Source organism: Bacillus sp. 11B20, from assembly GCF_056098985.1.
In genome coordinates, this window is record NZ_JBLZWZ010000005.1 from 55,975 (window position 1) to 69,618 (window position 13,644).

Genomic DNA, 13,644 nt, shown 5'->3' on the forward strand with positions numbered 1-13,644 from the left:
ATCATTTTAGCCTTTGTCAACAATCTATGGCTGCCTAAAGATAGGCAGCTTTTTTATGTTCATTTCAAATTCAAAATACCATTCTATTCAAAAACGGCCATTTCGCTGATTGGTTGGAAGCCGGCACGTTGGTAAATATTTTTGCCGTCCGCTGATGCTTGTAAGATGACACACTTTTGTTTATTCTCTGTCTGGGTTAGAAGGTAATGAAACATGTCACTGCCAAGTCCTTTTCCGCGGTGTTCTGCCCTTGTTATGACATCATAAATACCGTAGCTGTCGTTTGTCTCGAATAATAAGCCTGTTGTGACCGGCTTATGGTGTTCATATCCCACGAACATGCGGGCTTTTGAGTGTAATGCTTCAATCGAAAAACGCTGGAAATAAACTTCTAAGGCGGCGGCCTCAGTCGACCCTTTGAATAGTTCAATAAAGATATGTTTGTAATCAAAGAGTGTCTGCTCATCAAGTACTTCCTTGATTGTAAGTGATGAGGATGTGACTGGATCAATATCACCTGTATGCTCAAGCATCATGATGGTATTGCGTTCGACCTCTTGAAGCTCATATTCCTTCAATAAGTCAGCCCAATCAGGATGGAGTAAATGGTGATCGATCCATGTGCTGAAGATGAGTTTCTGTGACCGCATGTGTTCAATGGCTGCTTTCACTTTTTTCGGATCTTGGATTTGAGCTGATGTGGGTAAGAGCAAATTGAACGTGTCAGTCGATATATGAGTATTGGATAGAACGAAATCGTCAGTTGAGAGAAAGGTTCCGTTCACAGCAGAAGAAAACAGGTGTATCTTTTCTTCTAATTGGCGAATGGCCATTTGTTGTTCGGGTTTCATTTAGCTCACCTTTTCATTATGATAAATTGGATGATATCATGATTATAGCATGTGACAGGATGAGGGGAATCTAGTAAAAAAGTACATATGTAATTTTCGGGTCTGTTGACCTATTATTTTACTCGCGTCGACATTTCTTTTGACTCCTTTCTTAATTATTAGTACCATTTTATTAACCAGTTAAGAGTGGAGGTTCAGATGGAAACAAAAGAGCAGATTGTATTAAAAGCGATTCAAGATCTGATTATGCATAGGGAAAAGAGACGGAATGATCCAACAGACCCACTGATTACCACGACTGATACACTCAAACAAGAATGGACACTCACACAGCTTCACATTTTATCCATGATTCAAGCCAATCCAAACGAATCAAATAATACATTTCTATCTCAACAACTGAAACTATCAAAGCCAGCAATTACAAAGGCCGTGAAAAAACTAATTGAAAAAGGCATGGTGGACTATTGTCACCGGCAAGGGGATAAGAAATCTGTCTATTATTCTTTGACCGAGGAAGGGCAGCAATTGGCTGCGTTGCATGATGAACTACATGATAAAGCCGTCACGTCTTATTTAGAATTTCTCCATCAGTTTCATGAGGATGAATTACAAGTCATTGAGCGCTTCTTAAAGGCTTGGAAAGAAAAGATATAGATAAAAAACCGAAACCATCGCACAAAAGGAGATGATGGTTTCGGTTTTTTTATGGTAAAATTAACATATATTAACGTTGTTCTTGGCCGTGATGAAAGGGAGGAAGCCTCATTGGAGAAAGAAATGATAGAAAATTATAAAAAATACGCATTCATCATGCCATTCGTGGGATTGTTTGTCAGCTTGCTATTATTTGTTTACTTTTTTGGCATCACAGGAGTTGAAGGATCAATTTGGGCTGCTGCTTTGTATTGTGCTCTGCCCTTTTTGGTGAATACGATATGTTTCTTGCCTGTCTGTATTTATTTTAAAGTCAGCAAAAAAAGTGAGGAACATACATGATTGTCGTCAGTGCTTGTCTTGCTGGGTTGAAGGTTCGTTATAATGGCAGCCATCGATTAGATCAGCGTATTGAAGAGCTTGTTCAAGAGGGAAAGGCAGTCACAGTTTGTCCTGAGCTGCTTGGCGGTTTCTCCACGCCAAGACCTCCCGCGGAAATCATTGGCGGAGACGGACATGATGTATTACAGGGTCTCGCCTCCGTGATTGATGTGCATGGAACTGATGTCACGGAGATGTATGTAAAAGGTGCGACGGCCACGCTGGAACAGGTTCAGTCTCTGAAAGCGACAGCAGTTGTGTTAAAAGAGTACAGCCCTTCCTGCGGCAGCCGGATGATTTATCGCGGTGATTTTAACGGCAGGACAAAAACTGGGGATGGTGTGACATCCGCCTTGCTAAAACAGCATGGGATTCGGGTTTTCTCTGAGGAGGATGATTGGATTTCGCTGTTTTGATAGGTGTGGTGAATAGAAGGAGGAGTTAGATTGAAAAAGTGGATCATTGGTTTAGTCGTCATTATTTTATTAGGAATTGGTCTTTATTTTATAATCAATGCAAAAACATACTCTTTTGATGATGTGGCCTCAATTGATCAAAACAAGGTGACTTCGATTCAAATTGAGCATGATAATGAGCGTGTTATGGTGGAAAAGAAAGAGGATATTCAAAAGCTGCTGAAGGAATTTTCAGGTGTGAAATTAAAGAAAACGAATGAGGTTAAAAAAGCCTCAAAAGAGTCTTATTGGATTAGAGTGTATGAGAACGAAAAAGAAATTTATGGATTTGTCTTTTATGATCAAAGCTTTTTAGAGATATATGATTTTTCTAAAACAAAAGATCAAACCAGCGAATATCAAATCGTTGACGCCAATCAAGTTGATATGGGAAAATATATCAAATAACTCAGTCAGAATGTCATGCATGATCAATAGAAAATTCGGGTATAGTGCTTGGTAAGTAAAAAGGAAGCGGAGGTTTGTTTGATGAGTGGATTAACAGATACAGTCACATTAGCAAACGGAGTAAAAATGCCGAAGCTAGGCTTTGGTGTATGGCAAGTAAAAGATGGAGATGAGGCTGTAAATGCCGTCAAAGACGCTCTTGAAGCGGGCTATCGCAGCATTGATACAGCAGCAGCCTATCAAAATGAAGAAGGGGTAGGCAAAGCCATTCAGCAATCAGGCATCTCTCGCGATGATCTATTCATTACGACGAAGGTCTGGAATAATGATCAAGGCTATGAATCAACACTCGAAGCCTTTGAAACAAGTATGAACAAGCTGGGGCTAGATGTATTAGACCTTTATTTAATTCATTGGCCTGTTGAAGGCAAATATAAAGAAACATGGAAAGCGCTAGAAAAACTATATAAGGATGGACGCGTTCGAGCGATCGGAGTGTGTAATTTCCATCAGCATCATTTAGAGGATTTATTGGAAGAGGCAGAAGTTGTGCCAATGGTGAATCAAATCGAGCTGCATCCGAAGCTGACGCAGGAGCCTTTACGAGACTACTGCAAATCGAAAGGAATTCATGTAGAGGCGTGGTCGCCATTAGGAAGCGGGAAGCTTCTAAACCATCCTGTTCTTCAGGATATCGCGAAAAAACATGACAAGTCAGTAGCGCAAGTGATTCTTCGCTGGGACTTACAGCACGGCATTATCACCATTCCAAAATCTGTGACGAAGAGCCGAATCATCGAAAACACACAAGTCTTCGATTTCGAGCTGTCCACACATGAGATGGGTGTCATTGATCAGCTCAATGAAGATGAGCGCACAGGTCCAGATCCAGATAACTTTAATTTTTAATCGAAAGAAAAGCACAGGTGCGATGCCTGTGCTTTTTTATTTGCCTTCATGTGTAGACATTTTTTGAGGTTGAAAGGTCTCAATGATTTGAATGGCGTCGATAATCTTTTCTTTATCATAGTCTCCAATCAAACAAAAGGTTTCATTTTTACGTGCAGCATGGTTTGCCACTGTAAGTGCCGCCTCGTCCAGCTGAGTTGTAATACCAAGATCGCGCATATTTTTAGGTAATCCAAGTGTTTGGTAGAGTTCAAGTAATTCCTCTACCTCGGACATTCGGTTTTCTGCGGCAAGCTGGACAAGGATGCCATAAGCCACTTTTTGTCCATGTAACACATGATGCGTTTCTTCAATAAATGTCAATCCATTATGAACGGCATGGGCTCCTGCCATTCTTCCATAACGTCCCCCATAGCCTCCGACTGTTCCGGCTAACGTAATAATCGTATCTGTCACATCTGCAAATGCTTGTGAAAATTGACCTGTTTTTAAGCTGTTCACCGCTTCTTCACTATGAGAAAGAAGAATGTCTCGAACATATACAGCCTGCTTTAATGCAGCATGCACCATGAGCGGCAAGGCGCTTTTTGTGTTACGAATAATCGCTTCCGCTTCATACCATTTTGCCAGCGTATCACCAATTCCGCTTTGAAGGTAGGAAAGAGGAGAGGAAAGCAAAAAAGTATGGTCAATTACGGTGAGGTAGCTGGATCGTTTATGATAATCTACTCTCATGAAATTGCCCTTTTCATCATAAATGACGCTGAGTGGTGTAGAAGCAGCACAGGTGCCGGGAATCGTTGGTACCATGATAACTTCGATTTGAAGAGCATCTGCAACTGATTTGGCGGTATCTAAAATCGTTCCGCCTCCGATGCCGATAATCACATCTGACCCGTTAAGCTCTTCTGCGATCCGTGTGACCGCATTGGGTGAACTGTATCCTTTGTGCTGAATGACAGGCCACTCGGCCGGCAGCTTTGTGTATTGTGAAAAAGCTTGGTATGAATCATATCCTGTCACCACAGCAGGTGACTGAAACGCAGATACAAGGGAATCTAGTTCATGATATATTCCCTTTTGAGAAATAAATTGGTTAGGACCACTTCTGACAATATCTTCTGGCTGGATCATGGATCATCAATGCTCCTTTACTACATCATATTATTCATAAATCATCTCATTTTACAGAAAGTTCTGTCAAATAAATATAAGAAGAAAGGCCCTTCCGTTTTATGGAATTAAGCCGCCGACATTGCCTTTAGGTATGTATTTCCTGTATGATAAAGAATGGTATGTTTTGATTAAATTTAAGAGGTGTTTATATAGATGGAAAAACAATATCGCGTTTTACTTTACTATCAATATGTCCCCATTGAGGATCCAGAGACGTTTACAGCAGAGCATTTAGCATTCTGTAAGGAGCTTGGTTTGTTAGGCCGTATCCTCGTATCAGCAGAAGGATTGAATGGAACTGTTTCTGGAACCATTGAGCAAACGGACAAGTACATGCAAGCGTTAAAAGAAGATCCGCGCTTTGCGTCTATGCCGATCAAAATTGACGAAGCAGATGGTCATGCATTTAAGAAAATGCACGTCCGCCATCGGAATGAACTAGTGAACCTTAGCCTTGAGGATGACGTGAATCCGTTAGAATTAACGGGGAAACATCTTAGCCCGGTCGAATTTTACGAGCAAATGCAATCACCTGATACTGTTGTGATTGATGCACGTAATGATTACGAGTTTGATGTGGGTCACTTCAGAGGGGCAGTCCGTCCTGATATTGAGACATTCCGTGAATTACCTGAGTGGATTCGTGACAATAAAGAGATTCTTGAAGGAAAAAAAATCCTGACTTATTGCACAGGCGGCGTACGCTGTGAAAAATTCTCCGGCTGGTTAAAGCGTGAAGGCTTTGAAGATGTCTCTCAGCTTGACGGCGGAATTGTCACTTACGGAAAGGACCCAGAAGTACAAGGAAAGCTATGGGACGGTCAATGCTATGTGTTTGATAATCGCTTAACAGTACCAGTGAATCAAACAGAGCATGTGGTTGTTGGAAAAGATTTCTTCACTGGTGAGCCTTGCGAGCGTTATGTGAACTGTGCGAATCCTGCATGTAACCGCAAGATGATTGCCACTGAAGAGAGTGAGCATAAGTATATGCGCAGCTGCAGTCATGAATGCCGCACAAGCGAACGGAACCTGTATGTGAAACAGCACAATTTATCTGAAGAGGAAGTTCAAGAAAGACTAGCTGTCATTGAAAAAGAACAAGCGATTTCACAAGGATAGAGGGAACCCCCTCTATCCTTTTTTTCTATACATGGCGGGGTTTAGAAGGGAGAGGAAGTCATTTCCTCTATCTTTTTTGTTTTGTTTTTTTCAAAATAAGGGTAAAGGTAGTTATTCAGTCTAATAGATTGAACAGTTGAAAAAGCGCTTTCTTTTGAAATAAGCATGTTCGACTATTTCAGAAAATGAAGAATTGAGAGATAATATAACAGGCGAAAAAATGAACAAGGGTAAAGGTTCATTAGAAGAAATATTTGCCAGTAATATGAAAAGTGAGCTGCTTTGAAAGAGAGATGCTTGCTTGACACATGCTCTGTAATTTAATCGAAAGGTGTTATGAACATGAATCATTTGCATCGTAGGATGGGAACTTTCGCTTTAATGATGGTAGGTCTTGGCTCAATCATTGGTTCAGGATGGCTCTTCGGTGCTTGGCGAGCGGCTCAAATCGCCGGCCCTGCTGCTATTTTATCCTGGCTGATTGGGATGGTTGTGATTTTATTTATCGCTTTGTCTTATAGTGAACTCGGATCGATGTTTCCAGAGGCAGGCGGAATGGTGAAATATACGCAATATTCACACGGATCTTTTATTGGGTTTATTGCAGCTTGGGCGAACTGGATTGCCATCGTTTCTGTCATTCCTGTTGAGGCGGTTGCTTCTGTCCAGTACATGAGCTCGTGGCCTTGGGAGTGGGCAAAGTGGACAACCCATTTGGTTACAAAAGGGGTGTTGACGACAGAAGGGCTTATGGTTGCCAGTGTGCTTCTTGTGATTTACTTTCTGCTGAATTATTGGACAGTTGGGTTATTTTCAAAAGCGAATACATTCATTACCGTGTTTAAAATTGTCATTCCAGGATTAACAATTGGTGCGCTCTTATTCGTAGGTTTTCATAGTGAGAATTTTACTTCTGGAACAAGTATTGCCCCTAACGGCTGGGCGAGTGTGCTGACGGCTGTTGCGACATCAGGGATTGTGTTTGCCTTCAATGGCTTCCAAAGCCCGATTAATATGGCCGGTGAGGCAAAAAATCCAGGCCGGTCGATTCCAATCGCCATTGTCGGATCGATTTTTATTGCAACTGTGATTTATGTCCTTTTACAAGTCGCCTTTATCGGTGCTGTTGATCCATCTATGATTGTGAATGGATGGGGCCATTTGAATTTCAACTCGCCATTTGCGGACCTTGCCATTGCACTTGGGATTAACTGGCTTGTTCTGATTTTATATGCGGATGCATTTGTGTCACCTTCTGGTACAGGCATTACGTATACCGCAACGACGTCTCGTATGATTTATGGAATGGAAAAAAACAAATACATGCCAAGTGTGCTTGGCCGTCTGCACCCTATTTACGGCGTGCCTCGTCCAGCAATGTTTTTTAACTTAGCCGTATCGTTTATCTTTCTGTTTTTATTTAGAGGCTGGGGTGTGCTTGCTGAAATTATCTCTGTCGCAACGCTCATTTCTTATTTGACTGGACCAGTGACCGTCATGACGCTGAGAAAGACAGGGACAGATTTATATCGACCGCTTCGAATAAAAGGACTCAGCATCATTGCTCCTCTCGGTTTTGTCTTTGCCTCATTGACGCTGTATTGGGCAAGATGGCCGTTAACAGGTCAAGTGCTGTTCATTATTCTCATCGGTCTCCCTATCTATTTTTACTATCAAGCAAAAGCGAAGTGGAAAGGCTTCGGCCGCAACTTTAAGGCGGGTGCTTGGATGGTTGTGTACCTGCTTGTGATGATGACGATTTCCTGCCTTGGCAGTGACAAATTCGGGGGTTATAACGTCATTCATTATGGCTGGGACATGGCACTGATTACAGTGGTTGCTCTGCTATTTTATATGTGGGCACTCAAAAGTGGATATGAAACAGAATTTTTAGAAGATGCGAAAAAAATTAATGATGAGCTGCGTGCTTCTCAGAAAGAAGCTGCGGCAACCAAAGAATAAAGAAACGGCTGCCTGAACATTGCGGGCAGCCGTTTTTATTTGGATGAATGATGCATCACATGCTGCTTCAGCCAAGTGATGACGCCGCGCAAAACGGCAGCTGTGACAAGTGAAATGAGCACATATCTCCAAAGCTGACCTAAGCCTTGTCCACTCAGCCAGAACACGATGCCTAGAATGATGAGGGTGAACATGAGAAAGAATAAAAATGATGCAGACCAGAAAAAAGCCTTCATAGAAGGACACCTCCTCTGGAGTAATGTATGCAGGCTGATGCACGATCAGACCAGTAATGATGAGGTAGAATAATTTATGAATTATATTGCAAAAGTCAGATAAAAACACCAAGTGATTTGACAGTTGTGTTAAGATGAGAGCATATTTTGAGTAAAGTTGTTGGTGATAGACGGAGGTGTTTGGAAATGCAGATTCAAAAGGTTCTAAACAATAATGTCATTAGTGTCATAGATGAACAAGGGAAAGAAATCGTCGTCATGGGCAGAGGCATTGCTTTCAAGCGACGTCCCGGCGACCCGGTGGACGAAGCGTTAATTGATAAAGTCTTCCGCCTAGAGGATCATTCCGTTCACGAGCGGATGAAAATGCTGCTTCAAGAGGTTCCGTATGATGTGGTCAAGGTGACGGAGGAAATGATCCAATATGCACATACAAAGCTGAACCGAAGATTAAATGAAAGTCTGCATGTATCGCTGGCAGACCATATTCATTACGCCATCGAACGGTTGAAGAAAAATCATCTGATTGAGAATTCGCTGATTTGGGAGATTAAACGCTTATACAAAGATGAATTTCTTGTGGCAAAGGACTGTCTTGAGATGATTGAAGAGCGTCTTCATATTGAACTGCCTGAGGATGAAGCAGGATTTATTGCGATGCATATCATTAACGCAGAGCTCAATGAGGATATGAATACGACGGTCAATATTACAAAGGAAGTCAATGCTATTCTCACCATTGTGAAATATCATCTCAACATGGAATTTGATGAAGACTCACTCAACTTTTATCGTTTTCTCACGCATTTGCGCTTTTTCGTTCAGCGTTTGATTAATGAAACACTGCTTGTCAGCGAAGATCAGGACTTATATCAGCTGATCAAAGTGAAATATCCGAAAGCATACGATTGCGCAAAGAAAATCGCAGAATATGTCTATCAAACCTATCACCGAGATCTCACATCAGAGGAGATGCTGTATCTATCAATTCATTTGAATCGACTGATCAAACGAGAAAAATAATGATAGATTTTAAAAGAAAGCGTTGACATGAGAAAAGGTGAGTGGTACTATTTGCTCATAAACATAAAAGAATACGGTTTCACAATGATCGTCTTAGAGGATTGTGACTGTTCGGCAGGCAAAACCTAAACGTTCACTAAAAAAGCGCAACAGCAAGCTGCGACTATTTTTGGTGCCCGTTTAGGTTTTTATTTTGCCCAAAAACGTATTTTTTTCAAAAAAAGGGGGTTTTTGTATGAGTCATCGTCAATTAGCAGAAGACATTATCAAACACATTGGCACAGAGAAAAACGTTCATTCATTGGTGCATTGCGCTACAAGACTTCGCTTCACTTTAAATGACAGATCAAAAGCAGATAAAGCGGCCATTGAAAAATTAAATGGTGTCGTCACAGTCATGGAAAGCGGCGGCCAGTTTCAAGTGGTCATTGGCAATACCGTACCAGAGGTTTATCGAGAAATTGGAGAGTTTACGAATCTATTAGAGGATTCCTCTGCTTCATCTGCAAAATCAGGTGAAGAGAGCACAAGCCTTTTCGGAAAATTCGTCGACATTGTATCGGGGATTTTCACACCACTTCTCGGTGTCATGGCGGGTGCAGGTATTTTAAAAGGTCTATTAGGTATTTGTATCAATGCGAAATGGTTATCTCCTGAAGATACGTCGTATCAAATTTTATTTGCTGCGTCTGACAGCTTGTTCTACTTCCTGCCATTATTGCTCGCATTCACTTCTGCTAGGAAGTTTAAAGCGAATCCGTTTGTCGCTGTGACGATTGCAGGTGCACTGATTTACCCAACCATTCAGGAATTGTCAAAAGGCGGCGGAGATGTGACCTTCTTCGGAATTCCAGTCGTCTTAATGTCTTATACATCGACGGTCATCCCAATCATTTTGGCAGTGTTTGTCATGGGATATATCGAACGTTTCTTTAACAAAGTCATTCATGAAAGTGTCAAAAACTTTATTACACCACTCATTTTACTTGTCACGGTTGTTCCGCTGACACTCATCGTATTCGGACCATTTGGTGTGTATGCAGGGAACGGCATCGCAGCTGTTTTACTAAAAGTATTCTCCTTTAGTCCTACACTTGCAGGTGCTTTAATTGCGATGGCTTGGCAGATTCTTGTCATCTTCGGTATCCATTGGGGACTTGTGCCAGTGATTTTAAATAATATCGCAGTCCATGGGAAAGATCATATCAAGCCGGCAACTGCGCCAGCTGTATTCTCACAAGCAGGTGCTTCCATCGGTGTTATGCTGAAAACAAAGAATAAAAAGCTGAAATCCTTGGCTGGATCAACAGCAGTTTCTGCCGTGTTTGGGATCACAGAGCCAGCTGTATACGGGGTCACGCTTCGTTTGAAAAAACCATTTATTGCAGCTGTTATCTCTGCCGGAGTCGGTGGTGCAATCATTGGTTATTCACAAAGTATTGCGATTGCGTCAGGTCTTCCAAGTTTACTGACACTTCCGATCTTCTACGGTCAAGGCTTTACAGGGTTCATCATCGGAATCTCGGTCTCGTTCGTCCTTTCTATCATCCTAACCTATTTGATTGGATTTAAAGATCCGGTAGATGAAGATGAAACGCCGGCAGCAGGTACTGTGCCAGTTATTGAAAACGAACATGGAGTCAAAGCCGCTCATGTGAAAAGTCCTTTAAAGGGAGAGGTCATCAAGCTGGAGGAAGTACAGGATAAAGCATTCTCATCTGGTGCACTAGGAAAGGGCGCAGCCATCATTCCATCAGAAGGAAAGCTGTTTGCACCAGTATCAGGAGTTGTGACAACGGTGTTCCCAACGGGACATGCGTATGGTCTAACCTCTGAAAGCGGAGCAGAAGTACTCATTCACATTGGACTGGATACCGTACAATTAGGCGGTCAGCATTTTACCCCGAAGGTTACTCAGGGGCAAACCGTAACAGAAGGTGAACTGCTTGCAGAGTTTGATATTGAAGCTATCCAAGCAGCCGGTTTGTTAGTCACAACACCAGTGATTATTACCAATTCCGGTGAGTTTAGCGATATTATTGAAACAGAGGAGAAGCAAATTGCTCCGGGACAGTCATTTTTACATCTAGTTTAATTATGAGGAGGAAGAAATTATGAGATATTCAACACTAGCACCATTTCCAAAGGACTTTTTCTGGGGCGGATCGACTTCCGCCTATCAAGTAGAAGGTGCGTGGAATGAGGATGGCAAAGGGCCTTCTGTCATTGACATGAGAGCCAGTTATCCTGAAGGCACAACGGATTTTAAAGTCGCAAGCGATCACTATCACCGCTATAAAGAGGATGTGAAGATGTTTGCAGAAATGGGTTTGAAGGCTTACCGCTTTTCCATTGCGTGGACAAGGATCATTCCAGATGGAGATGGGGAGATCAATCAAAAGGGGATTGAATTCTATCATTCACTCATCGATGAATTGCGCCGCTATGACATTGAACCAATCGTGACAATGTATCATTTTGATCTGCCTCATGCGCTTCAAGTAAAGGGCGGGTGGTCTAACCGCGGGACAGTGGATGCGTTTGAACGCTATGCAGAGGTGCTATTCAAGGAGTATGGTCAGAAGGTGAAATACTGGCTGACCATCAATGAACAAAACATGATGATCTTACATGGATCAGCGCTTGGTACACTTGATCCGAATTTAGAAAATCCAAAAAAAGAACTGTATCAGCAGAATCATCATATGCTCGTTGCACAGGCAAAAGCTATGACGCTTTGTCATCAAATGCTGCCTGAAGCGAAAATTGGACCAGCGCCAAACATCGCGCTCATTTATCCGGCTTCTCCAAAGCCTGAGGATGTGCTTGCTGCGGCGAATTACAATGCGATCCGCAACTGGCTTTATCTTGATATGGCTGTGTTCGGCCGTTATAACAACCTTGCTTGGGCGTACATGAAAGAAAAAGACATTCTTCCTGTCATCGAAGAGGGAGATATGGATATTTTGAAAAGCGCGAAACCAGACTTTATTGCCTTTAACTACTACACCTCTCAAACGGTTGAAGCGAGTAAAGGAGATGGCAACGACGAATTTGCACGCGGCGGAGATCAGCATTTGAAATCCGGTGAAGATGGCGTCTACAAAGGCGGCAACAACCCATTCTTAAGCAAAAATGCGTTTGGCTGGGAGATTGACCCTGTCGGCTTCCGTTCAACGATGCGCGAGATTTATGACCGCTATCAGCTGCCGCTTATTATCACGGAAAACGGACTGGGTGCTTTCGACAAGTTAGAAGAAGATGGTTCAATCCAAGATGATTATCGAATTGATTATTTAGAAAAGCATATCGAACAAATCAAATGGGCGATCACAGATGGCGTCGAGGTATTCGGATACTGCCCGTGGTCAGCTGTCGACTTAATCAGCACACACCAAGGATGCTCCAAGCGCTACGGGTTCATCTACGTCAATCGAGACGAATTTGACCTAAAAGACCTCAAGAGAATTCGCAAAAAGAGCTCTTATTGGTATGAAACCTTGATTCAACAAAATGGAGACAACATCGGGAAGTAACATATGAAAAAGCCAATCACCTTATGCGGGTGGTTGGCTTTTTTTCTGTTCACTTTATTGGCCAGATCATATTGTTCGAGTTGTTCTAACATGATAGTCTGATGATATATTGTAAAAATTGGTTTAATATCCATTATAAGAAAGGGGCTGTTTATATGATGACAATTCTTTATATGTTCTTCCTATTGTTTTTCATTTTTTATGGTTTGAATTATATAGGACAGAAATTAATTGCGAAGGAATATCCAATGAACCATGGAGTGATTGTGACTCTTTCAGCTGTGGAAGGTATTCTTGTTTTCGTCATTGTTGGTGTGAATGCGAAATTTCCATCTTTATTTACAGTATTTATGTCCGTTCACATCTAACTCTCTACTATCATTATACCCCGAATTTAATGAAATTTATAGACTGTTTTCCCCCCATATCTAGCCGTATACTGTTATACGCAAGTCAAAAACGATAAGGGGTGTGGCTGTATGAATGACAAGCAAAAGGTGTTAGATCCAGGGCCATTTTTTCATGGGACAAAGGCAGAATTGAAGATTGGGGATCTGCTTGAACCGCTGCATTTATCCAATTATCAGGATAAAAAATCGAACCATATTTATTTCACCGGAACACTAAACGCAGCCAAATGGGGTGCTGAGTTAGCCAGGTCTGATGCGAAAGAAAGAATTTATATTGTAGAACCGTTAGGCGAGTTTGAAAATGATCCAAATGTGACGGACAAAAGATTTCCCGGCAACCCAACACGTTCTTATCGATCGAAATCTCCGTTGAAAATAGTCGCAGAATTAGGTTCATGGGAAAGACATTCCGATGAAGAAATCAATCATATGCTAAGCTCCTTAAAAAAATTAAGTGAAGAAGGAAAAAATATCATCTACGATTGATGTTACGTATATCTAAATAACACAAAAGCCGC

General features: G+C 41.8%; 15 protein-coding genes. 12 read left to right on the top strand and 3 right to left on the bottom strand.

Going from position 1 to position 13,644, the window contains the following annotated elements:
* Window positions 1-83: 83 nt before the first annotated feature.
* Window positions 84-851, bottom strand: coding sequence for a GNAT family N-acetyltransferase (locus ACN6NB_RS01140; RefSeq protein WP_461199014.1), 768 nt, complete (start codon window positions 849-851; stop codon window positions 84-86).
* A 198-nt stretch (window positions 852-1,049) separates the two neighbouring features.
* Here ACN6NB_RS01140 and ACN6NB_RS01145 point away from each other — a divergent pair, with 198 nt between their 5' ends.
* From ACN6NB_RS01145 to ACN6NB_RS01165, 5 genes are all read left to right on the top strand, one after another.
* Complete coding sequence (locus ACN6NB_RS01145; protein WP_064498749.1) at window positions 1,050-1,508, top strand: MarR family transcriptional regulator; 459 nt, start codon at window positions 1,050-1,052, stop codon at window positions 1,506-1,508.
* A 111-nt stretch (window positions 1,509-1,619) separates the two neighbouring features.
* Window positions 1,620-1,850 (top strand): hypothetical protein, encoded by a 231-nt coding sequence (locus tag ACN6NB_RS01150; protein ID WP_052468281.1) that lies wholly within the window; start codon window positions 1,620-1,622, stop codon window positions 1,848-1,850.
* On the top strand, window positions 1,847-2,305 hold the full coding sequence (locus tag ACN6NB_RS01155; RefSeq protein WP_247544637.1) for a 2-thiouracil desulfurase family protein: 459 nt from the start codon (window positions 1,847-1,849) through the stop codon (window positions 2,303-2,305). Before ACN6NB_RS01150 ends, ACN6NB_RS01155 begins: the two co-directional genes overlap by 4 nt.
* Before the next feature lie 30 nt (window positions 2,306-2,335).
* Window positions 2,336-2,752, top strand: a complete 417-nt coding sequence (locus tag ACN6NB_RS01160; RefSeq protein ID WP_126682137.1) for a DUF5301 domain-containing protein — start codon at window positions 2,336-2,338, stop codon at window positions 2,750-2,752.
* Window positions 2,753-2,833: 81 nt separating this feature from the next.
* A complete protein-coding gene (locus ACN6NB_RS01165; protein WP_039176146.1) occupies window positions 2,834-3,661 on the top strand; it encodes an aldo/keto reductase in 828 nt (275 codons plus the stop codon).
* A gap of 36 nt (window positions 3,662-3,697) precedes the next feature.
* Here ACN6NB_RS01165 and ACN6NB_RS01170 read toward each other — a convergent pair whose 3' ends face one another.
* A complete protein-coding gene (locus tag ACN6NB_RS01170; protein WP_474253189.1) occupies window positions 3,698-4,795 on the bottom strand; it encodes an iron-containing alcohol dehydrogenase family protein in 1,098 nt (365 codons plus the stop codon).
* Between the two features lie 195 nt (window positions 4,796-4,990).
* On the opposite strand from ACN6NB_RS01170, the gene trhO reads away from it, so the two are divergent.
* Together trhO and ACN6NB_RS01180 are read left to right on the top strand one after the other, a co-directional pair.
* Window positions 4,991-5,959 (top strand): oxygen-dependent tRNA uridine(34) hydroxylase TrhO, encoded by a 969-nt coding sequence (trhO, locus tag ACN6NB_RS01175; protein ID WP_039176148.1) that lies wholly within the window; start codon window positions 4,991-4,993, stop codon window positions 5,957-5,959.
* Between the two features lie 342 nt (window positions 5,960-6,301).
* Complete coding sequence (locus ACN6NB_RS01180; protein ID WP_041088830.1) at window positions 6,302-7,921, top strand: APC family permease; 1,620 nt, start codon at window positions 6,302-6,304, stop codon at window positions 7,919-7,921.
* Between the two features lie 35 nt (window positions 7,922-7,956).
* Here the strand turns inward: ACN6NB_RS01180 and ACN6NB_RS01185 are convergent, their stop codons facing one another.
* Complete coding sequence (locus tag ACN6NB_RS01185; protein ID WP_151283961.1) at window positions 7,957-8,157, bottom strand: hypothetical protein; 201 nt, start codon at window positions 8,155-8,157, stop codon at window positions 7,957-7,959.
* Between the two features lie 186 nt (window positions 8,158-8,343).
* Between ACN6NB_RS01185 and licT the strand changes: the two genes are divergently transcribed.
* From licT to arr, 5 genes are all read left to right on the top strand, one after another.
* Window positions 8,344-9,180: a BglG family transcription antiterminator LicT gene (gene licT, locus ACN6NB_RS01190; RefSeq protein ID WP_048238207.1), complete on the top strand. Its 837-nt coding sequence runs from the start codon at window positions 8,344-8,346 to the stop codon at window positions 9,178-9,180.
* Window positions 9,181-9,415: 235 nt separating this feature from the next.
* Window positions 9,416-11,275, top strand: a complete 1,860-nt coding sequence (locus tag ACN6NB_RS01195; RefSeq protein ID WP_064498753.1) for a beta-glucoside-specific PTS transporter subunit IIABC — start codon at window positions 9,416-9,418, stop codon at window positions 11,273-11,275.
* Between the two features lie 19 nt (window positions 11,276-11,294).
* Window positions 11,295-12,716, top strand: coding sequence for a glycoside hydrolase family 1 protein (locus ACN6NB_RS01200; protein WP_126682140.1), 1,422 nt, complete (start codon window positions 11,295-11,297; stop codon window positions 12,714-12,716).
* Window positions 12,717-12,871: 155 nt separating this feature from the next.
* The gene (locus ACN6NB_RS01205) at window positions 12,872-13,084 is read left to right on the top strand and encodes a hypothetical protein (RefSeq protein ID WP_039176159.1); all 213 of its coding nucleotides are present in this window, start codon (window positions 12,872-12,874) and stop codon (window positions 13,082-13,084) included.
* A 111-nt stretch (window positions 13,085-13,195) separates the two neighbouring features.
* Window positions 13,196-13,612, top strand: coding sequence for an NAD(+)--rifampin ADP-ribosyltransferase (arr, locus tag ACN6NB_RS01210; RefSeq protein WP_058837242.1), 417 nt, complete (start codon window positions 13,196-13,198; stop codon window positions 13,610-13,612).
* Window positions 13,613-13,644: the final 32 nt, after the last annotated feature.